Genomic DNA, 20,385 nt, shown 5'->3' with positions numbered 1-20,385 from the left:
ATGCGGTCATAGCTCAGCTGGTAGAGCGCAACCTTGCCAAGGTTGAGGTCGCGAGTTCGAACCTCGTTGACCGCTCAAGATAAAGATGGGAATCACTTTTCGTGATTCCCATCTTTGCTTTACCCATCCTTTCCAGCCACCACCATCAGCATGCCGCGTGAGCGGCAAACTTGTGCACTGCCTGACAGACACCAGCAAAACATCTAGGTAGCTGGGGGAAATTTTCGTTTTATGCTTCCACGCATTGGCAAGAGCACCTAGGGTGGTTAGTAGTTGTGGAGCTGAAGGGGTTCCCACAGACGAATGGAGGTGCAGCATGGCAGGATTTGATGATCTGCGTGGCAAGGCAGAGGAATTCGCTAAAGAGAACCCAGAGCAGGTATCCCAAGGTATCGAGCAGGCTGGCGATTTTATCGATGATAAGACCGGCGGCAAGTTCGCAGAGCAGGTAGATGGCGTCCAGGACGGCGCTAACGACTACCTGAACGGCCTTGGTGGAGGCGAAGGCGAGAACAACGAGGGCTAATCCCCTCGCAGTACTCCCCTCGGCTTGCCCGAGCATCCATGGAAGGTACCGACTGAGGTCGGTATCTTCTTTGCTTTAACCTTTGCTTTAGTGTCATATCGTGGAATTAATACACTCTGGTTTTCGACCGGTCGGTGCCACCCTGTAGAAAAAGAGTATGGCTCGTCAAACTCCCACGACTGGAAATGCCCTTTCCCAATCGGTCCTTGCAGGATTGATTACCACGATGGTGGGGTTCGTCGCATCCTTCGCAGTCGTTCTGGCCGGTTTGTTCCAGGTCGGCGCCTCGCGCGAACAAGCTGCCTCGGGCTTGCTCGTCCTATCCCTCACTGTAGGATTGAGCACCGTTGCTCTGTCCTGGCGCCATCGCCTGCCGATCAGCATCGCATGGTCCACTCCCGGGGCGGCCATGCTCGCCACGCTGGCGCCCGGGGAGTTCGGGTTCAACCAGGCGGTAGGGGCATTCATCGTTGGCGGAATACTCATCATGTCGGCCGGGTTGGTGCCGTCATTGCACCGGCTGCTCACCCGGATTCCGGTGCCGATTGCCCAAGGCATGCTTGCAGGAGTCCTGATCCCGCTATGCCTGAAGCCCTTTACTGCAGTGGCCAGCATCCCGTTTCCCGCGCTGGGAATTTTGCTGGTGTTCTTCATCGGGCTTCGGATTCTTCCAAAATTTGCCGTCGCGCTGAGCATGCTGGCCGCAGTGGGTTTCGGCCTTTGGCACATTGGCCGCACCGAGGCGTGGGATGCGATCGAGGTGTTGCCGCAGCTGCAGTGGGTCAGCCCCGAATTCTCCTGGCAGGCGATTGCCAGCATCAGCGTTCCGCTGTTCGTGGTGACCATGGCGTCGCAGAACATCCCGGGAGTGGCTGTGCTCAGCTCCTTCGGGTATACGGCCCCTTGGCGATCCACCATGCTGGTGACCGGCGTGGGCTCGGCAGGCGGGGCGCTCTTCGGCGGACATGCAATTAACCTGGCGGCCATCACTGCGGCTCTGGCTGCCGGGGAGCAAGCCGGGGCAGATCCCCGGCTGCGTTGGCGGGCCGCGGCGAGTTCAGGCGTGTTCTACCTGGTCTTCGGGGCCTTGAGCGCACTGATCGTCTCTGTGGCCAGCGCCTCGCCCGAGGGGCTGTTCCAGGCGGCGGCCGGCTTGGCTTTGCTGGCCACGCTCGCCAATGCCCTGCTCGGGGCGATGGCCGATAGCGCGTGGCGGCTGAGTGCACTGGCCACGGTGCTGGTCGCCGCCGGAAATCTCACGCTCTTCGGGATCGGCGGAGCTTTCTGGGCCTTGGTCGCAGGGCTTTTAACGCACTTCATCGTCGAGCGCAACGCTCGACGATGAAGTGGCAAAAGCAGCTTTCCAGCCTAGATGGCTGGTTCCCCGACCTGGCCCTCGCGGGCCAAGGCAGTCAGGCGGGACACGGCACGGAAGTACTTCTTCTGGTAGCCGCCGGACATCATTTCCGGGGTGAACAGCTCGCTGAACGGCTTGCCCGAGGCCACGATCGGCACGTCCTTGTCGTACAGGCGGTCGGCAAGAACCACGAAGCGCAGGGCGATGGCCTGGTCGGTGATGGTGTCCACGTTGTGCAGGATCAGCACATCGGTTTCGGCCACCAGCTGGCGGTAGCGCGACGGGTGCACCTTCGAGAGGTGGGCCACCAGATCATCGAAGTTGTCAACGGCCAGGGTCTTGTCCGGGTAGCGGTCCTGGGCGAAGGCTTCGATCTCCGCATCTTCCAGCGGCTCGGGGGCATCGGGCAGGCCTCGGTGGCGGAAGTCCTCGCCTTCGACGCGGTGCACGTCGAACTGCTCGGACAGGGTCTTGATCTCGCGCTGGAAGTCCACTGCCGCGAAGCGGCCCTCGCCCAGTGCGCCGGGCAGGGTGTTGGAGGTGGCAGCCAGCTTCACGCCGGCGTCGGACAGCTCGCGCATGAGGCGGGACATCAGCACGGTGTCCCCGGGATCGTCCAGCTCGAACTCATCGATGCAGACCAGCGAGTATTGGCTCAGCACTTCAACGGTCTGGCGGAAGGACAGCGCACCGACCAGGTTGGTGTACTCGACAAAGGTGCCGAAGGCCTTGCGGCCGGGAGCCGCATGCCACAGCGAAGCGAGCAGGTGGGTCTTGCCCACGCCGAAGCCGCCATCGAGGTAGATGCCGTTCTTGGTTTCCTTCTTCTTCCCGAACAGCTTGGAGAGGAACGAACCGGAGTTGCTCTTGCCCACCGATTCGGCGAAGGCCTTCAGCTTGGTGACCGCTTCGGCCTGCGACGGCTGGTTGGGATCCGGGCGATAGGTATTGAAGGATACTTCACCAAAGCGGTAGGACGGGTGGAAACCGGCCAGCAGTTCTTCGATTGAAAGATTCGGCTTGGTCTCGCTCAGGTGGGTGATCGTCGCCATTGGCTGTGGGAGTCCTTCAGTTGATTGCTCAGGAAATGGTCGGGAAGCCGTGGCTTGCCCATCGGCCAGTTTACCTTGAACGCGGCGATACATTGCCGAAAATGTCGTAGCCCACACTGTGTTCGCCATAGATGGGGACTAGGCTAGAAGCAACGCCCGTTGCCCGCTGTGTCCAGCGTGGCAAAAACTGACACCCGCAAGGATCGTGATTAGGAATGTCGTTGCCCGTCGAGTCCAACGAGAAGTATGCAGCGTACGCTCACCCTGAACGCCTGGTTTCCACCCAATGGGTGGCTGACAACCTCGGAGCCGAGAATCTCGTAGTACTGGAATCGGATGAAGACATCTTGCTGTATTCCACCGGCCACGTGCCAGGTGCGCTGAAGATCGACTGGCACACCGAGCTGAACGACGAGGTCACCCGCGACTACGTCGACGGCGAGGGATTCGCGAAGCTGATGGCCGCCAAGGGCATCACCCGCGATTCGACCGTGGTCATCTACGGCGACAAGTCGAACTGGTGGGCAGCCTACGCGCTGTGGGTCTTCACCCTGTTCGGCCACGAAGACGTGCGCCTGATGGATGGCGGCCGCGACAAGTGGATCGCTGAAGGCCGCGAGCTGAGCACCGAGAAGCCCGCCGTCACCGCCACCGAATACCCGGTGATCGAGCGTGTCGACTCGGAAATCCGTGCGTTCCTCCCGGAGGTCCTGAACCACCTGGGCAACCCGCTGATCGACGTGCGTTCGCCCGAGGAATACACCGGCGAACGCACCCACATGCCGAATTACCCGGAAGAGGGCGCCCTGCGCGGCGGGCATATCCCCACCGCCGCATCGGTGCCCTGGGCCAAGGCGGCGGCCGAGGACGGCACCTTCCGCTCGCGCGAGGAATTGGAAGCCATCTACCTTGATGGCGCCGGCCTGAAGCCGGGCGATGACGTTGTGGCCTACTGCCGCATCGGCGAACGCTCCAGTCACACCTGGTTCGTGCTCAAGCACCTGCTCGGCTTCGAAACCGTGCGCAACTACGACGGCTCCTGGACGGAGTGGGGCAACGCGGTGGGTGTGCCAATCGTCCGCGGCGAAGCTGCCGGCGAAGTGCCTGCACAGCGTGGAGCCCGCGCATGAGCCAGCTGCCCGAAGCATTGAACGAGATCGTCGAGGAATTCTCCGAGGTTCCCGAGGCGGACCGCTTGGAGCTGCTGCTGGAGTATTCGCGCGAGCTGCCCGAGCTGCCGGCACGCCTTGCTGATCATCCCGAGCTTTTCGAGCAGGTCGTCGAGTGCCAGTCCCCGCTGTTCCTCGTCGTGGAGGTCTCGGCCGAAGCCGATAACCCGGTAGGCCTGTTCTTCTCCGCTCCCCCGGAAGCTCCCACCACCCGCGGCTTCGCTTCGGTGCTGGCTGCGGGCCTGGATGGCGCCAAAGCAGCAGAGATTCTCGCAGTCCCGGATGACATGCCCCAGCAGCTGGGTCTGACCCGTGCGCTGTCGCCGTTGCGCATGCGCGGCATGACGGCCATGCTCGGCCGCATCAAGCGCCAGATTTCAGAGCAGCTGGCTGCCTAGGGGCGAATCCCAAGCGCCGCGCAGCACCAAATAGCAACAGAGAAGGATCCCCAGGCACGTGGGCAAGAAGAAGCAGGCCGCGTCCACCCCGGCGACCGCCGCGCTGGACGCCGCAGGTATCAGCTATGTGGCGCACAGCTACACGCATAGCGACTCGGCCGAAAGCTACGGCGCCGAAGCGGCCGAGCAATTGGGAGCCAGCGGCGACCGGGTCTTCAAGACCCTGATGGTTTCCACCGGAGCCAACGCCACCCAGGACCTGGCCGTGGCGGTGGTTCCCGTGGATTCGAAGCTGGATCTGAAGGCGATCGGCATCGCGTTGGGCACGAAGAAAGCCCAGATGGCCGACAAGGCTGCCGCGCAGCGGCGCAGCGGCTATGTCCTGGGCGGGATTTCCCCGTTCGGGCAGCGCCAAAAAACCGATACCGTCATTGATTCCAGCGCCCAGCAGTTCGAGACGATCTTCATTTCCGGAGGTCGTCGCGGTTTCAGCCTGGAGATCGCTCCGCAGGATGCAGCGAAGGCGACCGGTGCCATTTGGGCGCAGATCGCCACCAGCTGATGTTTCGCTAGCCAAGCCAAGGGCCCTGCCTGCGAGCCGGCGATCCGTTGATCGTCCGCATCTCGCGGACAGGGCCCTTGGCTATCTGCGGCTAAATGGTTTCGAGCAATGCCATGCGCTTGCCCAGGAAACCGGTAATCGCCTGCGCGAAACCCTGCGGATCCACATTCGGTTCCCGGGTGTGCCCGGCTTTGGAAAATGTCTTGAGCGTGACCAGGTCCGGTCGCAGCGCCGCCAGCTTCAGGCTCGGGCCGTTGGGCACGAATTCGTCATCACGGCTGTGCATGATCAGCGTTGGCAGCTTCAATTCATCCGCACGCTCCACCCAATTCAGCCGGCGCAAATTGACTGGCGCCGCTTGTCCGGTCACCCAGCGTCCCGCCTTGTTGGACAGCAGCCACTGGCCGAACAGGCCCACGGATTGCGGGATCTTGTTGGCCCGAGCCTGATGCGAAAGCACATCGACCCAATTGATGACCGGGCCAACCAGAATGAGTGAATCGATATGGCGGGCGAGCTCGCTTCGATCGGCGGTTTGCAGGCTGATGGCGCCGCCCATGGACCAGCCCATCAGGATGATCCGCTTCGCTCCGTTATCCAGTGCGAATTGGATGCCCGCTTCCACGTCATGCCATTCGGTATCACCCAGACCATAGCGTCCATCTGGCGCGCCGGGAGCCAAGCCGTCATTGCGGTAGCTCATCAGCAACGTGGTGACCCCGAGTTCGCCCAAGGCAGGCAGCGCACGGATGGTCTCATTGCGCCGGGCCCCACGGCCGTGCACGCCAATTACCCAGATGTCCTCGTTGGCGGAGCCGCGCACCAGCCAGGCCGGCCCGTCTCCCCCTTCCAACGGCACCACGACATCTTCGGCATCGAAGCCCAGGTCGGAGGGATGCTCGTAGATGGCACCGGACAGGTTGCCGCGGCGCACCCCTTGGAGGGTGCCGTGGTAGACCTTCTCGATCTTGCGCGCCACCAGCCGGGGTTTGCCCGGGACCGGTTCCGGCGCGGAAAGCCGCAGGGCGCAGGAATCGAATTCTGTCAGGAAACTGCAGGGCCCGGGTTCGCTGGTATCGGAATCCTTGGTGAAATGCAGCCAGAGCTTGCCCTCGGCATCGGTAACGACTTCACGAATGATGCTGTTGCCGGTGCGGCGTTCTTCCGGGGTCACTACGCGTCGGGCGAAGTATCCGGCGAGCGCTGAGACGCTGGCGGCAACCAAGGAACCGGCGCCCAGTCCCAGTCCAACCCCAATCAGGGTTGCCGGCACTGCGCTGCGGGGTTGCAAGGTATCTACGATGTTCCGAGCCATGTTTTCATCTTTCCATGAGCAGGCCCGGGAATCATCCAGCCTGCTCAAGCGTTTTATATTGCATGAGCGATGAATCGGTAAACCAATCAGCAACGTCACCAGATGAGGCGGCCGCGCGCAGCGATGTGCAGTGGCAGCAGATCCTCTCTCCCGAGGAATTCCATGTACTGCGCCAAGCCGGGACCGAGCGCCCCTTCACCGGCGAGTACTGGGATACCACGACCGAGGGCGTGTATTCCTGCCGGGCCTGCGGTTCGGAACTGTTCGCGAGCACCACGAAATTCGATGCCGGCTGCGGCTGGCCCTCCTTCTTCGCGCCTTTGGCCGAGGACCGGGTGCGCTACATCAGCGATGAGTCCCTGGGCATGAAGCGAGTTGAGGTGCGCTGCGCCAATTGCGATTCGCACATGGGCCACGTTTTCGAGGGCGAAGGATTCAAGACCCCGACTGATTTGCGTTACTGCATGAACTCCTTGAGCCTGACCCTGCGCCCGGCCCAGGGCTAATGCCCTTGACGGTGGCAAGGCGTGGATCACATTTAGAGCAAGAGTTGCTTATTCACTAAGGGCTTAGCATCACCTTTTCTGTTGTTTGGGCGTAGCGTTCAAGGTAAGCACTTGAACGCTGCCCCAAACATGAAAAAGAAGGTGTATGAAATGACTCAGATTTCCTCCAAGCCAGTACCGGCCACCGACGCAGAAGTACTGCAGATCGCAAACTCGCAAGCTTGGCTGAAGCTGAAGTCTGCCGCCACTGAGTTCCAGGGACTGCAGGCTCAGGACGGTTGCTTGGCCGATAGCGCTTTCGCACCGAAGGCCGTCGAACTCGTTGATTCCATCATCGAGTCGGTGCAGTCCCTGCGCCCGCACTTCGAGCACGATGCCGAATACCTCGAGCAGCTGGTCGCGGATCTGCGCCAGTGGGCCGATGCCGGCTTCGGCGTGCCCGACTTCCTCGATTCGCTGATGCAGTTCCAGCCGCAGACCCAGCGCATCGACGGCCTGCTGCACCTGGTGCTTTTCCCGATGTACACGCAGAACGGCTCGACCAACCGCCACCTCGAAGCTGTACTGGTGCAGGTGATGTGGCCCGAGTTCATCGCCGACCTGGAAGCCAAGGACTACACCAACGCGCTGTTCGTGCCGCTGCGCTTCATCGACTTCACCGAAGGCTACAACACCAATTCCGCCGTGCTCTTCCCGGAGTCCGTAGCGATCCGCGAGACCCCGTCATTCACCTGGGGCGCAATCTTCCAGGATCGTGAAGCAGTGCGCTTCCGCAAGGTCCTTCAGGAAGCCAGCCGCATCACCAACCTCGAGTTGCCTGCGGACGCAGCAGAGCTGCTCAAGGACCAGCACCTGACCGAAGAAACCTTCATCATGTGGGACCTGATCCACGACCGCACCCACATGCGTGGCGACCTGCCGTTCGATCCGTTCATGATCAAGCAGCGCATGCCCTTCTTCCTGTACTCGCTGGAAGAATTGCGTTGCGATTTGACCGCGTTCCGCGAATGCATGAAGATCGCCGCGAATCCGGATTCGGATGAGAAAAGCGCCAAGATGGCCAAGCTCGTGCAGTACGCCGTGATCTTCGACCGCATCTTCCGCTTCGCCATCACCGGCTCGCGCGTGCGCAACTACGACGGCCTCGGCGGCCAGCTGCTGTTCGCCTGGATGCACCAGCACCATGTGCTGCACTGGACCGACACCAAGCTGAGCATTGACTGGGATCAGGTGCCCGAAGTGGTTGCAGCCTTGGGGGATGCGATCGACGAACTGTACTGGAAGTCCATCGACCGCCCGAAGCTGGCTCACTGGCTTGCAGCCTACGAACTGGTTTCTGCCACCGTCACCCCGAACCCCGCTTCGGTCTGGGCCAAGGGCCCCGAGGCCCTGCCGTTGACCGCACCGCTGCGCGAAATCACGGACCAGGTCATGGACGACGAATTCCCGCTGTCGATGTTCTATGAAGCACTGAACAAGAAGATGGCCTCCGTCATCGAATCGACCAAGGGCATGACCGGGGCAACGAAAATCTAGCCTTTCCTCTAGGCTGGAAAATGTGAGCAGAGAAAGCATCTCCTTGAACGAGACATCCAAATTAGTGCTCCTTGCCGGCGCTACTTCCGCCTCCGGCATTGCCAGCGCCACCGCGCTGGTTGATGCCGGAGCGCGGGTGCTTGCGGTAGGAAGAAACCAAGACCGGCTCGATGAGCGCCTGCCGTTCGCCCATGCACGCTATGAATGCGATCTGGGCGACTTCGCCGCGGTCAAGCAACTGGCGCTGCAGGTCCATGAAGAGCACGGCAGCATCGATGCGCTGATCCATCTGGTCGGCGGCTGGCGCGGCGGCAAATCCATCACCGGGCAAAGCGACGAGGACTGGGAGTTCCTGCACCACAGCGTGCTGACCACCCTGCGCAACACTTCCCGCGCGTTCGTCGATGATCTGGTCTCTTCCCCCGCAGGACGCTTGGCCATCGTGAGCGCCGAAGCGGTGCTGAACCCGACCCCGTCCAATGCCAACTACGGAGCCATCAAGGCCGCCGCGGAGCATTGGGTCAATGCGATCGCCCGCCTGTTCGCCAAGCAGGCCGAAAACGCCGCCGCAGTGAGTTGGGTCGTCAAGGCATTGAGCGACAAGTCACCTGAGGAAGCCCCTTCCGGGCATACCCCGGTGCAATTCCTCGCCCAGGCCGCCGTGGACCTGCTGGAGCAGGATGCCGGCGAGTTCAATGGAGCCCGCATCGCCTTGCCCAAGGCCTGATGATTGGCCAGGACAAGCACCCAGGCGCGACCTGGCATCGCACACCACTTCACCCCTTGAACCACTAAGGACCACCTCAGCATGACTTTTACCCACGACGCGTCGGTTCGCGGATTCGCTTCGGATAACTACTCGGGCGTGCACCCGCGGATCATGGATGCCATTGCCCGCGCCAATGGCGGCCACCAGATTTCCTACGGCGAAGACCAGTACACCGAGGAGCTGGGCAACGTCGCCCGCAATACTTTTGGCCCCGAAGCCCAGATCTTCCCGGTGTTCAACGGCACCGGTGCCAACGTCATCGCGCTGCAGTCGTTGCTGCCGCGCTGGGGCGCGGTCATTTGCGCATCGTCGGCGCATATCAATGTGGACGAGAACGGTGCGCCCGAGCGCATCGGCGGCTTCAAGCTGCTGCAGGTGGATACCCCGGACGGCAAGCTCACCCCGGAGCTGATCGACCAAGAAGCATGGGGCTGGGGCGACGAGCACCGCGCGCAGCCGCTGGCCGTGTCGATCACCCAGGCCACCGAGCTGGGCACGCTGTACACGCCCGAGGAGATCAAGGCCATCACCGACCATGCGCACAAGCTGGGCATGAAGGTGCATCTGGATGGCTCGCGCCTGTCCAACGCCGCGGCGTCCCTGGGCGTTCCGCTGCGCGCACTGACCACGGATGCCGGCGTGGATATCGTCTCGCTCGGAGGCACCAAGAACGGCATCCTGCTCGGCGAGGGCATCCTGACCCTGCGCAGCGAGCTGGCCAAGGATCTGAAGTACTTGCGCAAGATGAACATGCAGCTGGGTTCCAAAATGCGTTTCATCTCCGCCCAGCTGATCGAGCTCTACGGCACCGATCTGTGGCGCGAATTGGCGAGCCATTCCAATGCCATGGCCGCCAAGCTCTCGCAGGCAGTCGAGGAAATTGATGGCATCCAGCTGGTCTACCCCACCCAGGCCAACGGCGTCTTCGCCCAGCTGCCTACCGAAGTCAGCGATCAGCTGCGCGAGCACTTCCGCTTCTACGACTGGGACCGCGCGGCCGGCCAGGTGCGCTGGATGTGCTCTTTCGACACCACCGAGGAAGATGTTGCCGCGTTCATCGCGAAGCTGCGCGAGCTGATGGGCGCCTACGCCGCCGCATAGCATGCAGTCCCGGTCGGCGTGCCGTACCCATGCGCGGGTACGGCACGCTTAGACTCAAATTGTGACCAATGATCGCCCTGCTTCCGCCATTCCGAAGGCCTTTGCCAAGGCCCTTGACGAGTTGTCGCATGCCAAGGTGCGCAAGGAACTGAAATTCACCGAAATCCCGGCCCCCGGCAGGCTGGCTCCTTTCGCGCTGGCGCTCAGCGGCGATGTGATGGATGTGGTTGCCCCCGGACACGGACCCCAGGGCCAGGAAATCGGCCGCACCCCGTTCCTGCAACCAGCCGAGCAGCTTGCCACCGGTCGCTTCATTCTCCTTTTCGACCCGGCGGGCCAAGAACTATGGAATGGCCAGTTCCGCATCGTCACCTATATTCGCGCCCGGCTGGATCATGAAATGGGCCAGGATTCCATGCTGGCTTCGGTCGCGTGGTCGTGGCTCGAAGAAGCTCTGCGCGAGCGCGACGCCGCCTACCATTCAGCAGGCGGCACCGCGACCCGCGTGATTTCCGAGTCCTTCGGCAATCTAGCCGGGGAACAAGACCACATCGATATCGAGCTGCGCGCTTCATGGTCGCCGGACTCGGATCATCTCGGCGCGCATCTGAGCGCGTGGGCAGATATGGTCTGCACTTTTGCCGGGCTGCCGCCCTTGCCCGAAGGTGTGCAGCAACTGCCCCACCGCCGCCTGAGCTAGCGATCATCGCTGCGGTGGCGCCGATTAGTCCTAGAATGGAAGCATCATGCCGAATTCTGACTCTTCCGCTCCCGCATCATCCACTCCCGCCGCAGAGGCCGCCGCGCCGGTTCTGACACCGCTGGCCGCACCGCGCGACGGGATCCCCGAAGTCATCGACACCGCACCAGCGTTGCGCCGTGCAGTACGTGCCTTGGAAGCGGGCACCGGCGACTTGGCCGTGGATACCGAAAGAGCCAGCGGGTTCCGCTATGGCCAGCGCGCCTTCCTGCTGCAGATCCGCCGAGACGGCTCAGGAACATGGCTGGTCGATCCGGAGACCTTGGATGACTTGGCGCCGCTGCGCGAGTTCGTCAACCAGCAGCCCTGGATCCTGCATGCCGCCACCCAGGATTTGCCCTGCCTGCATGAATTGGGCATGTCACCGACCTCGCTGTTCGACACCGAGATGGCTGGCCGCCTCGCAGGATTCCCCAGAGTTTCCCTGGGCACGATGGTCGGCGAATTGCTCGGGCTGCAGTTGGCCAAGGAGCATTCGGCCGTCGACTGGTCCACCCGCCCGCTACCCGAATCGTGGCTTAATTACGCCGCGCTGGATGTGGAAGTCCTCGAAGAGCTGCGCCAGGCCATCGCCCAGATGCTCGAAGAGCAGGGCAAGCTGGAGTTCGCCCGACAGGAATTCGAGCATGAGCGCACGTTGCCCGACCCTGTCCCGGCAGAAACGGCGTGGCGGAAATTATCCGGCATCCATAAGCTCAAGAGCCGCCGCAACCTCGCGGTAGCCCGCGAACTGTGGATCTCGCGCGAATCCCTGGCCCAGAGCCGCGACGTGGCCCCAGGCCGGCTGATCCCGGATCGCGCCATCATGGCAGCTGTGGAGCAGCGCGCCACCAGCGTTCCGGCGCTCTTGCAGATTCCGGGGTTCCACACACGCAATGCCAAGCGCGATGCCGCGCGCTGGGTCGATGCCATCCAGCGCGGCAACAGCACCCGCGACCTGCCCGATCTGCGGGCACCCAAAAACGGTCTGCCGCACCCCCGCTCCTGGGCCGAGAAGAACCCTGATGCCGCGAACCGCTTGGAAGCTGCCAAGCAAGTGGTCAATGACGTGAGCGAGCAGTGGAACATTCCCGGCGAGAATCTGCTGACTCCCAAGTACCTGCGCGAGGTGTGCTGGAATGCACCGGCGCGGATCAGCGAAGCCAGTGTGGCGGACATGCTGGAAAACCTCGGTGCCCGCCAATGGCAGCGTGAACTGCTTTCGGACAAGCTGGCCGCGGCATTGAAGCAGGCCTGAGCGGATCCGCAGAGTAATTCGCCGAAGGTTCACCGATTCGCGGGGATCGGCAACTTGCACTTCAAGTTACTCCTGAGTAACGTATGGTTCAGGTCACAGTGATGCTGGCCACTGCCCTGTACTCCACGGGCAGCATGAACCAACCCAAGGAGCCCGACGGTGACTGCCAACGCTTCGACCGTGCGCAACAGCGCGCACCCATCGCTCGACGACCGCGATGTCGTCTTCATCGACGGGGTACGTACCCCGTTCGGCAAAGCCGGCGACAAGGGAATCTACCACGGTACCCGCGCCGATGACCTTGCCGTCAAGGCGGTACGCGGCCTGCTGGAACGCAACCCTGAAGTACCCGCCGAGAAAATCGACGAAATCTCCATCGCCGCAACCACGCAGACCGGCGACCAGGGCCTGACTTTGGGCCGCACCGTCGGCCTGCTCTCCGGCATCCCCCAGTCCGTGCCCGGCTTCGCCATCGACCGCATGTGTGCCGGGGCCATGACAGCGGTGACCGCGACCGCAGGCGGCATCGCCTTCGGCGCCTACGACGTTGTCGTCGCCGGCGGCGTGGAGCACATGGGCAACCACCCCATGGGCGCCGGAGCCGACCCGAACCCGCGTTTTCTCTCCGAGCGCATCGTCGACCCTCAGGCATTGAACATGGGCAATACCGCAGAGAACCTGCACGACCGCTTCCCGGCGATCACCAAGGAACGCGCCGACCGGTACGCCGTCGCATCCCAGGCAAAGCTGGCCAAGGCCTACGAGAACCAGCAGATCCAGGCAGACCTGATCCCCGTGGCCGCCAAGCGCCCGGGCGAAGGCTGGGCCGTGAACACGGTTGACGAACCTCCGCGGCCGGGAACCACCATGGAATCGCTGGCCGAATTGCGCACCCCATTCCGCGCCCACGGACGCGTGACCGCAGGCAACGCAGCCGGCCTGAACGACGGCGCCACCGCCGCCCTGCTGGCCAGTGGCGCCGCAGTGCGCGAACTGGGCTTGGAACCGAAGATGCGCATGGTCTCCTTCGCCTTCTCCGGCGTGGAACCGGATGTGATGGGCTACGGACCGGTTCCGTCCACCGAAAAAGCCCTGGCCAAGGCCGGCCTGGGCATCAACGACATCGGCCTGTTCGAAATCAACGAGGCCTTCGCCGTCCAGGTGCTCTCCTTCCTCGACTACTACGGAATCGACCAAGACGATGAGCGGGTGAACCGCTACGGCGGGGCCATCGCGGTGGGCCACCCGCTGGCCTCCTCCGGCGTGCGCCTGATGTCCCAGCTGGCCCGCCAGTTCTCCGAGGACCACTCGGTGCGCTACGGCATCACCACGATGTGCATCGGCCTGGGCATGGGCGGCACAGTGATCTGGGAAAATCCAAACCACGCGGACTTCGGCAGCAAGGCATAAGGAAGAGACAATGACTGCATTGAGCAAAGATTTCCAGGCTGTCGCGCAGCTGATGCACGACGAGACCGTCACCCACTCCTACGTGAAGGATGTGGCACTGCCCAGCGGCAAGACCATGGCGCTGCTGACCCTGGACAACGGGCTGGACCACAAGAAGCCGACTACGCTCGGGCCCAACGGCCTGCTGGAATTGCGCGCTGCGCTTGAAGTCCAGGCAGAACGCGCGAAGAACGGCGAGATCCACGCACTGGCGATCACCGGCAAGCCATTCTTCCTGATCGCCGGCGCCGACCTGTCGGCCGTCACCCGCCTGAGCGAACCGAGCCAGGCCACGGCCATGGCTTCGCTGGGCCATTACACCTATGAGCTGCTTGCCGATTTGGGCGTCCCCACCTTCGCCTTCATCAACGGCCTGGCGCTCGGCGGCGGCCTGGAAATCGCGCTGGCCTGCAACTACCGCACGGTCAGCACCACCGCCGGCGCACTGGGCTTGCCGGAAGGCTTCCTCGGCCTGATCCCGGGTTGGGCCGGCGTCTACCGCCTGCCACGCCTGGTCGGCCCGGAGAACGCGCTGAAGGTCATGATCGAGAACCCGCTGAACAACAACCGTACGCTCTCCGGTCCGGCCGCCGCGAAGATGGGCGTTGCCGATGCCCTGTTCGAATCCGCTGACTTCATCGAGCATTCAATTGCCTTCGCTGACGGCGTCATCTCCGGAACTACCGAGGTCAAGCGCCCCAACGCCGTTGACCCCAGTGATCCGGAAGTTGCTCGCCGCTGGCTGGAGGCGGCCGAAGCGTCCGAGAAGTTCGTCGACGCAAAGCTTTCCGGTGCGGCCCCCGCGCCGTACAAGGTGCTGGAGGTCTTCCGCCGGGGCCTGGCCATCTCGCAGCAGGAGTCGGCCGCCCTTGAGGTCGAGGCATTGACCGGGCTGATGCGCACCCCGCAGTTCCAGAACACCGTGTACGCCTTCCTGGACCTGGTCCAGAAGCGCGGAAAGCGTCCTGCCGGCGCACCGGATCCCAAGCTCGCCCGCCCGGTCACCAAGGTGGGCGTCGTCGGCGCCGGCCTGATGGCCAGCCAGCTGGCCCTGCTGTTCGTCCGCCGGCTGAACGTGCCGGTGGTGATCACCGATCTGGATCAATCGCGGGTGGACAAGGGACTGGCCTACATCCACGGCGAGATCGACAAGCTGCACGCCAAGGGCCGGATGAGCCAGGATGCGGTGAACCGCACCAAGGCCCTGGTTACCGGCTCGGTCACCAAGGAGGCATTCGCCGATGCCGATTTCGTCATCGAGGCAGTCTTCGAAGAGCTGAACGTGAAGAAGCAGGTTTTCGCAGAGGTAGAGGCAGTGGTCTCCCCCGAGTGCATCCTGGCGACCAACACGTCCTCGCTCTCGGTCACCGAGATGGGGCGCGACCTTGAGCACCCAGAACGCCTGGTCGGCTTCCACTTCTTCAACCCGGTCGCGGTGATGCCGCTGCTGGAAATCGCCGCTACCGAATGGACCAGCGATTCCGCGCTGTCCACCGCGTTCGTGCTGGGCAAGAAGCTGAAGAAGACCACGGTGAAAACCAAGGATTCCGCCGCGTTCGTGGTCAACCGCGTACTGCTTCGCCTGATGAGCGAAGTCCAGGCAGCTTTCGATGAGGGCACCGACGCGAAGACAGCTGACTCGGCACTGGCCCCAATGGGCCTGCCGATGACCCCGCTGACCCTGTTGGCCATGGTGGGCCTGCCGGTCGCGCAGCACGTCAACGAGTCGCTGAACGCCGCTTTCGGCGATCGCTTCACCATCTCGGAGAATCTGCAGAAGCTGATCGATGCAAAGATCACGACCCTCTGGGTCAAGGACGAGGCAGGCAACCAGGTGCTCCACCCTGAAGCTGAAAAGCTGATGTCCTTCGGCGATCAGCCCTCGACCGGAGAACAGATCCTGGCCCGTGTCCAGGACGCGCTGGCTGAAGAAATCGGACTGCTGCTGGATGAAGGCGTCGTTGCCGAAGCCGCCGACGTTGACCTGTGCATGATCACCGGTGCCGGCTGGCCGATGCACTTGGGCGGCATCACCCCGTATCTTGACCAGGTTGGCGCCTCCGAACGCGTCAACGGCAAGAAGTTCAACGGCTAGTACCCAACCGGCCGTTTTTGGTTGCATCGCTTTTCCCTGGGCGCTGGAACCAGGCAAGGAGCCGAGACTCTTCCCCATCGGGAAGCTGGTCTCGGCTCCTTGCTGTCTTGAAGATGCGCGAACCCCGTACAGCTGGATCCGCTGTACGGGGTTCGCGCGTTCTGAGGAGCTCCGCCTGCTAGCAGCTAGATGATGTCCTCGCCGTTGCGACGGGCTTCCAGCCATTCCTGGATGAAACCCCTGCTGATGAAGAACAGCACTCCTGCCACAATCGCTGGCCATACCAGCACATACAGGCTCAAGAAAAACGCCGTCATTATTTGCCTCCCAGGCTCTGTGCGTCGCGTCCGGCTTCTGCGGTTTCGGCTTGCGCCTCAACTACGTCGAAGTCGCCGGTGCGTATCGCGATCACATCGAAGTCGAATTCCATCTTGGATCTGAAGGACATGAGGTAGCAGACGATGGTACTGACCGAGTAGGCCACCAGCGACGCGCTCAAGGTGGTGTAATCGCGGAGGAAACCGAAGGCGAACGGAGCGCTGCCCAGGATTGCCACGACTCCGACAATCTTGGCGACGCGCAGGCCGAAGAAGCCGAAGCTCATCAATGCCAGGACCACGCCGATGCCAATCACCGCGAGCAACTCGATCAGGAATCCGGTGATGCCGTTGATTGGGATCAGTTCGAAGCGAACCGGGATGAAGATCGCCAGGGCAACCAGTACCGAGACGGTGAAGGCCTTGTTCGTGACCTTCTTCCAGTAGAAGCTGGCCAAAACCGGGAATACCAGTGCGCCCCAAAGGGCACCAACGAAGACCAGCAGGTCCAGGATATTCAGCTGCATGCTCGCGAAAGCGACTGCCAAGGCCGTGGCAACGACCATGGTCGCACGTCCAATGAGCAGCATCTTCTTCGGATCAGCCTTGTCCTTGCCGGCGACGTTCTGCCCGTATACGTCAGCCATCATGATCGAAGACAGTGCCGCCAAGTCAGAGTCGGCTGTGGACGACAGCGCACCAATAATCATGATGAAGAACAGCGCCAGCAGAACACCGGGCAGGTAGCTGGCTGCCATCTCAGGAATGAGGTTGTTCATGTCGGCACCGGAAGGCTCGAATCCGAGGTACAGGGCCAGCACACCGAGCATGCCCACGCCGATGACCATCGCGCCGTATCCGACGGTTGCGGTGATGAACGTCGGCTTGATCAGGTCCTCGCGCACTGCGAACAGACGCTGGGCAATGGTCTGGTTGCCGATTGCGTAGGCCAGTACCGCGGCAATATACGGTGCGCCCTGGCCCAGGAATGCTTCGGAAGAGAAGAAGTTGGACTGCTGCGGGGTCAGGTTGCTTGCGCCGGTTTCGAACGCGGCCGGGAAGCCTGCGGCAAAGAAGATGACTGGCACGATAATCGCCACGGCGCCGAGCATCGCAACGACCTGGAGAAAGTCGGTCAGCACCGAAGCACGGAACCCGGACCACAGGGTGTAGAGCAGAACGCCACCGGCGACGGCCAGCACGCCCTGGATGAAGTTGAAGGGCGAGAGCATCGAGATCAATACGCCGCCGGCAATGAAGTTGGACATCAGGGAGATGACCGAACCGACAATATTGGATCCAGCCAGCATCAGCTGGCTGGAGCGGCCGTGGCGTGCGTGCATGACCTCGGCGAGGGTGTGCGCGCGTGGCGCGACCTTGCGGATCCGCTTGCCGAATGGGTAGATGAACAGAATCATCAACGCACCCCAGAGACCGTAGTGGATGGGGCCGGAGATTCCGTAGGTGTAGCCGGACGTGGCCGAGGCATACATCGACGAAGCCCAAATCCACGTCGCGGTCATACTCGCAGCAGAAATGCCGAATCCGATTTTATTTCCCGCCGTCATGTAATCGTCGGCGTTTTCCTTCTTTTTCCCGATCCGGGTGGAAATTAAAAAGGTTCCTCCGTAGAAGAGCACCAAAAGCAAGACAACAGTTAGGGCGCTGAATTGCACGATTTCGTTATCCACGCGCCACCTCCCTCTTTTAGACAGTGATGAGATCCGCGCCGGGAGCTATTTGCTCAACCGGCGACTTGTCCTGCACGTCTTCCCGCGAGATGTCATCGCAAGGGGTAAATTTCAGCTGACGCGCACAAGCCCCTGGGCCCATGAATCACTTCCCTACACTCAAGTTTCGTTCGTTTCTCATTCGTATCGTTCATCCCTGGTAACGGGGAGCACCACCTTCTGGATTCACTCCAGAACCTGGTGTTTTGGCTTCACAACGTGAATCCAGACCCCTGGCTCGCCTGCATCTCGCTTGCGGCTATCCAGCCTTGCGCGTAACGGCGCTTCGGGTCAGTACAGGCGTGGCATTCGCATTGGCGAATACCGCCTGTTTTCCATCGGAGGACTGCTACCTGGAACTCAACACGCGATCACCGCGCGGAGTATCTCGGTCGGCGTCAATATGCCTGACAGGTGAACAGTTAAAGCACTCTCCGAAAATGTTAGCTTCAACTAGCTATCCAAATATTAGCATGAATGCAAAGATATCCGAACTATCAGCCGCCAGGCAGTGAGCCAGCCGACCAGCCCGCCAAGCGCGAACCAAGCCATTCAAATCAATCCATCTCCTGCATCAATTACCAGACGGCGTTCATTCGCGCGTAACGTCGCGCACAAAAACAGGAAAACCTCAGCAGGAAAATATCTAGATTTGGCCACTTCCAGCCCAACTGCGAGGCGGCATTGCGACGAAGGTCCACGCGCAGGAAAACCCCACCTAGATTACTAACCATGGGCCTAACACAGGGCTCAAGCCGCATCCAACGAGACCGGCCCCCAACGGCCCACGCTGTGAATTCGACGCTGATGCATAAATATGCATAAGGTTCGATAGCCGGATAGGTGAACGGCAAATGAACAGCGCCTTTGCCGGTTGCATTCCACGAACGCGGCGATCGCCAAGCACGGGCGTTCGGCACTTAGCGCCAGCACAGAGATCTCTGCCAGAATGGGATCATGACTGACATTGCCCGACCAGCCCGCCGCACATTCATGTGCGCTTCGGCAGCACTTGGTTCCGCCGCTCTTTTGACCGCCTGCGGTGATGGACATTCTGAAGCAGACACCCCCGAGGCATTGCCGATCCCGGAACCAACCGGCGAAGGACAGGCGCTCATGAAGACGAAGGATCTGCCCGTTGGATCACGCGCCTTGGCACCGGCCAAGGATCCGTCCGGAAAGGATGTCGGCATTCTGCTTTTCCGCAAGGATGAGAAGACCGTATTGGCGTACTCGAACGTTTGCACCCATCAGGGTTGCGCGGTAACCCCTAAATCCAGCAAAGAAGATTTCTACTGCGCCTGCCACGGCTCACGATTTGCACCCGCTGACGGAACCGTAACCGATGGTCCAGCTATCGCTGCCTTGCCACGATACGCTGCAGCAATTCAAGGCGACGACATCATCGCCTACGTCACCGCCGCAGAGTAGTTTCCCAGCTCTAATCAAGCGCGAAGGGCTGAACCCCACAGGGTTCAGCCCTTCGCGCTTGGCCCAGATGCCGCTAGAACAAGGCAACCTTTTCCGGACCCGGGAAGAGCTCGTCCATCTGGGCCCGCTCGGTCTCCGTCGGAACCCAGCGAACGGCAGCGGCGTTGGCGCGTATCTGCTCGGGACGAGTAGCGCCCGCAATCACCGAGGCCACAGGCGACTGCCCGGCCAGCCACGAGAACGCCAATTCGACCGGCGTCAGATCCCGTTCGGCAGCGAAGGCATTGAACCGGTCCAGCTGCTCGAAATCGCTGGTTTCCACCAGGTGCTGGCGAGCATGCGTCAGGCGGGTGCCCTCCGGGGCATGCCCCTTGGAGTACTTGCCGGTCAGCAGCCCGTTCGCGAGCGGGAAATAGGGCAAAACACCCAGGTCGAATTCACGAGCAGCCGGCAGCACTTCGAGTTCCGCGCGGCGGTCAATCAGGTTGTAGTGGTTCTGCGCCGAAATGAAGCGTTCGGTTCCCAACTCACGGGCGACGTACTCCGCCTGGGCAATTTGCCAGCCGGAGCGGTTCGAATGGCCGATATAGCGAACCTTGCCGCTAGACACCAGATCATCCAGGGCCCGCAAGGTTTCCTCAATAGGGGTCTTCGCATCCGGCGTATGGAACTGGTACAGGTCGATGTAGTCAGTTCCCAGTCGCTTGAGCGACGCTTCGACCGCTCTGACAATATAGCGGCGCGAGCCTCGTGCGTTGAAGTCCGGTCCGTTCACGCCCTGCATATCCATGCCGAACTTGGTGGCCAGCACGATGTCCTTGCGTGCAGGACCCAGCGCCTTGCCGAGGCGGATTTCGGAAAGCCCCGGTTCCTTGCCATAGATGTCCGCGACGTCGAAGAGCGTGATGCCCGCATCGAGGGCCGCCTTGATCACTGCGTCGGTTCCTTCCTGGGATTCCGTTGCAGTACCTGCGCGGCCAAGGTTGTTGCAGCCTAGCCCGACGACGGAAACGCTCAGGCCGCTGCGGCCTAGCTGACGGAATTCCATGGACACCTCATCTGTTGGTTTGCTCAT

General features: G+C 61.9%; 19 protein-coding genes and 1 tRNA gene. 15 read left to right on the top strand and 5 right to left on the bottom strand.

The annotated features are described in order from the left end of the window. Nucleotides 1–2 precede the first annotated feature (2 nt). The 3 genes from EKH49_RS05885 to EKH49_RS05875 all read left to right on the top strand — a co-directional run bounded on the left by EKH49_RS05885 (nucleotide 3) and on the right by EKH49_RS05875 (nucleotide 1,871). A tRNA-Gly gene (locus tag EKH49_RS05885) sits at nucleotides 3–75 on the top strand. A gap of 241 nt (nucleotides 76–316) precedes the next feature. Further along, complete coding sequence (locus EKH49_RS05880; protein WP_038991825.1) at nucleotides 317–526, top strand: antitoxin; 210 nt, start codon at nucleotides 317–319, stop codon at nucleotides 524–526. A 157-nt stretch (nucleotides 527–683) separates the two neighbouring features. Then, nucleotides 684–1,871 carry a benzoate/H(+) symporter BenE family transporter gene (locus EKH49_RS05875; RefSeq protein ID WP_128470100.1) on the top strand — a complete coding sequence of 396 codons (1,188 nt, stop codon included), beginning with the start codon at nucleotides 684–686 and terminating at the stop codon, nucleotides 1,869–1,871. A gap of 23 nt (nucleotides 1,872–1,894) precedes the next feature. On the opposite strand, the gene zapE is transcribed toward EKH49_RS05875, so the two are convergent. After that, nucleotides 1,895–2,935 (bottom strand): cell division protein ZapE, encoded by a 1,041-nt coding sequence (zapE, locus tag EKH49_RS05870; protein WP_128470099.1) that lies wholly within the window; start codon nucleotides 2,933–2,935, stop codon nucleotides 1,895–1,897. A 215-nt stretch (nucleotides 2,936–3,150) separates the two neighbouring features. Between zapE and EKH49_RS05865 the strand changes: the two genes are divergently transcribed. The 3 genes from EKH49_RS05865 to ybaK are packed head-to-tail and all read left to right on the top strand — an operon-like array spanning nucleotide 3,151 to nucleotide 5,064. Then, nucleotides 3,151–4,065, top strand: coding sequence for a sulfurtransferase (locus EKH49_RS05865; protein WP_038991828.1), 915 nt, complete (start codon nucleotides 3,151–3,153; stop codon nucleotides 4,063–4,065). Further along, complete coding sequence (locus EKH49_RS05860; RefSeq protein ID WP_121866983.1) at nucleotides 4,062–4,502, top strand: SufE family protein; 441 nt, start codon at nucleotides 4,062–4,064, stop codon at nucleotides 4,500–4,502. The genes EKH49_RS05865 and EKH49_RS05860 overlap by 4 nt, the downstream gene beginning before the upstream one ends. A gap of 58 nt (nucleotides 4,503–4,560) precedes the next feature. Beyond that, nucleotides 4,561–5,064, top strand: a complete 504-nt coding sequence (gene ybaK, locus EKH49_RS05855; protein WP_128470098.1) for a Cys-tRNA(Pro) deacylase — start codon at nucleotides 4,561–4,563, stop codon at nucleotides 5,062–5,064. Between the two features lie 91 nt (nucleotides 5,065–5,155). On the opposite strand, the gene EKH49_RS05850 is transcribed toward ybaK, so the two are convergent. Next, a complete protein-coding gene (locus tag EKH49_RS05850) occupies nucleotides 5,156–6,379 on the bottom strand; it encodes an alpha/beta hydrolase family protein (RefSeq protein ID WP_038991831.1) in 1,224 nt (407 codons plus the stop codon). 62 nt (nucleotides 6,380–6,441) lie between these two features. Here EKH49_RS05850 and msrB point away from each other — a divergent pair, with 62 nt between their 5' ends. From msrB to EKH49_RS05810, 8 genes are all read left to right on the top strand, one after another. Next, a complete protein-coding gene (gene msrB / locus EKH49_RS05845; protein ID WP_038991834.1) occupies nucleotides 6,442–6,885 on the top strand; it encodes a peptide-methionine (R)-S-oxide reductase MsrB in 444 nt (147 codons plus the stop codon). 150 nt (nucleotides 6,886–7,035) lie between these two features. Further along, nucleotides 7,036–8,421 carry a DUF6421 family protein gene (locus EKH49_RS05840; protein ID WP_128470097.1) on the top strand — a complete coding sequence of 462 codons (1,386 nt, stop codon included), beginning with the start codon at nucleotides 7,036–7,038 and terminating at the stop codon, nucleotides 8,419–8,421. 22 nt (nucleotides 8,422–8,443) lie between these two features. After that, nucleotides 8,444–9,148, top strand: coding sequence for an SDR family NAD(P)-dependent oxidoreductase (locus EKH49_RS05835; RefSeq protein ID WP_236641051.1), 705 nt, complete (start codon nucleotides 8,444–8,446; stop codon nucleotides 9,146–9,148). 81 nt (nucleotides 9,149–9,229) lie between these two features. Further along, nucleotides 9,230–10,291 (top strand): threonine aldolase family protein, encoded by a 1,062-nt coding sequence (locus tag EKH49_RS05830; protein ID WP_128470096.1) that lies wholly within the window; start codon nucleotides 9,230–9,232, stop codon nucleotides 10,289–10,291. Nucleotides 10,292–10,352: 61 nt separating this feature from the next. Next, complete coding sequence (locus EKH49_RS05825; RefSeq protein ID WP_038991840.1) at nucleotides 10,353–10,991, top strand: DUF3000 domain-containing protein; 639 nt, start codon at nucleotides 10,353–10,355, stop codon at nucleotides 10,989–10,991. A 46-nt stretch (nucleotides 10,992–11,037) separates the two neighbouring features. Continuing rightward, a complete protein-coding gene (locus EKH49_RS05820) occupies nucleotides 11,038–12,288 on the top strand; it encodes a ribonuclease D (protein WP_128470095.1) in 1,251 nt (416 codons plus the stop codon). A gap of 159 nt (nucleotides 12,289–12,447) precedes the next feature. Then, nucleotides 12,448–13,698 carry a thiolase family protein gene (locus tag EKH49_RS05815; protein ID WP_174787687.1) on the top strand — a complete coding sequence of 417 codons (1,251 nt, stop codon included), beginning with the start codon at nucleotides 12,448–12,450 and terminating at the stop codon, nucleotides 13,696–13,698. Between the two features lie 10 nt (nucleotides 13,699–13,708). Next, on the top strand, nucleotides 13,709–15,832 hold the full coding sequence (locus EKH49_RS05810) for a 3-hydroxyacyl-CoA dehydrogenase NAD-binding domain-containing protein (protein WP_128470094.1): 2,124 nt from the start codon (nucleotides 13,709–13,711) through the stop codon (nucleotides 15,830–15,832). Nucleotides 15,833–16,017: 185 nt separating this feature from the next. Here EKH49_RS05810 and EKH49_RS16840 read toward each other — a convergent pair whose 3' ends face one another. Further along, entirely contained in the window at nucleotides 16,018–16,149 is a 132-nt protein-coding gene (locus EKH49_RS16840; RefSeq protein WP_038991847.1) for a putative transporter small subunit, read from the bottom strand. Then, complete coding sequence (locus tag EKH49_RS05805; RefSeq protein WP_128470093.1) at nucleotides 16,149–17,840, bottom strand: sodium:solute symporter family protein; 1,692 nt, start codon at nucleotides 17,838–17,840, stop codon at nucleotides 16,149–16,151. Before EKH49_RS05805 ends, EKH49_RS16840 begins: the two co-directional genes overlap by 1 nt. A 996-nt stretch (nucleotides 17,841–18,836) precedes the next feature. Between EKH49_RS05805 and EKH49_RS05800 the strand changes: the two genes are divergently transcribed. Next, nucleotides 18,837–19,310, top strand: coding sequence for a Rieske (2Fe-2S) protein (locus EKH49_RS05800; protein WP_038991849.1), 474 nt, complete (start codon nucleotides 18,837–18,839; stop codon nucleotides 19,308–19,310). Between the two features lie 73 nt (nucleotides 19,311–19,383). Here the strand turns inward: EKH49_RS05800 and EKH49_RS05795 are convergent, their stop codons facing one another. Beyond that, nucleotides 19,384–20,358 carry an aldo/keto reductase gene (locus EKH49_RS05795; RefSeq protein ID WP_121866988.1) on the bottom strand — a complete coding sequence of 325 codons (975 nt, stop codon included), beginning with the start codon at nucleotides 20,356–20,358 and terminating at the stop codon, nucleotides 19,384–19,386. Nucleotides 20,359–20,385 lie beyond the last annotated feature (27 nt).

Source organism: Glutamicibacter sp. HZAU, assembly GCF_004100365.1.
In the GTDB taxonomy this organism is placed as follows: Bacteria; Actinomycetota; Actinomycetes; order Actinomycetales; family Micrococcaceae; genus Glutamicibacter; species Glutamicibacter nicotianae.
The sequence above is the reverse complement of the archived record's forward strand: the minus strand, read 5'-3'. Positions and strand labels throughout refer to the sequence as shown.

What these genes read in the sequence shown, in the direction of transcription:
- EKH49_RS05860 (WP_121866983.1), top strand. Translation starts at nt 4,062, where the DNA reads ATGAGCCAGCTGCCCGAAGCATTGAACGAGATCGTCGAGGAATTCTCC.
- EKH49_RS16840 (WP_038991847.1), bottom strand. Translation starts at nt 16,149, where the DNA reads ATGACGGCGTTTTTCTTGAGCCTGTATGTGCTGGTATGGCCAGCGATT.
- EKH49_RS05880 (WP_038991825.1), top strand. Translation starts at nt 317, where the DNA reads ATGGCAGGATTTGATGATCTGCGTGGCAAGGCAGAGGAATTCGCTAAA.
- EKH49_RS05850 (WP_038991831.1), bottom strand. Translation starts at nt 6,379, where the DNA reads ATGGCTCGGAACATCGTAGATACCTTGCAACCCCGCAGCGCAGTGCCG.
- msrB (WP_038991834.1), top strand. Translation starts at nt 6,442, where the DNA reads ATGAGCGATGAATCGGTAAACCAATCAGCAACGTCACCAGATGAGGCG.
- EKH49_RS05820 (WP_128470095.1), top strand. Translation starts at nt 11,038, where the DNA reads ATGCCGAATTCTGACTCTTCCGCTCCCGCATCATCCACTCCCGCCGCA.
- EKH49_RS05810 (WP_128470094.1), top strand. Translation starts at nt 13,709, where the DNA reads ATGACTGCATTGAGCAAAGATTTCCAGGCTGTCGCGCAGCTGATGCAC.
- EKH49_RS05875 (WP_128470100.1), top strand. Translation starts at nt 684, where the DNA reads ATGGCTCGTCAAACTCCCACGACTGGAAATGCCCTTTCCCAATCGGTC.
- zapE (WP_128470099.1), bottom strand. Translation starts at nt 2,935, where the DNA reads ATGGCGACGATCACCCACCTGAGCGAGACCAAGCCGAATCTTTCAATC.
- EKH49_RS05795 (WP_121866988.1), bottom strand. Translation starts at nt 20,358, where the DNA reads ATGGAATTCCGTCAGCTAGGCCGCAGCGGCCTGAGCGTTTCCGTCGTC.
- EKH49_RS05865 (WP_038991828.1), top strand. Translation starts at nt 3,151, where the DNA reads ATGTCGTTGCCCGTCGAGTCCAACGAGAAGTATGCAGCGTACGCTCAC.
- EKH49_RS05800 (WP_038991849.1), top strand. Translation starts at nt 18,837, where the DNA reads ATGACTGACATTGCCCGACCAGCCCGCCGCACATTCATGTGCGCTTCG.
- EKH49_RS05840 (WP_128470097.1), top strand. Translation starts at nt 7,036, where the DNA reads ATGACTCAGATTTCCTCCAAGCCAGTACCGGCCACCGACGCAGAAGTA.
- EKH49_RS05830 (WP_128470096.1), top strand. Translation starts at nt 9,230, where the DNA reads ATGACTTTTACCCACGACGCGTCGGTTCGCGGATTCGCTTCGGATAAC.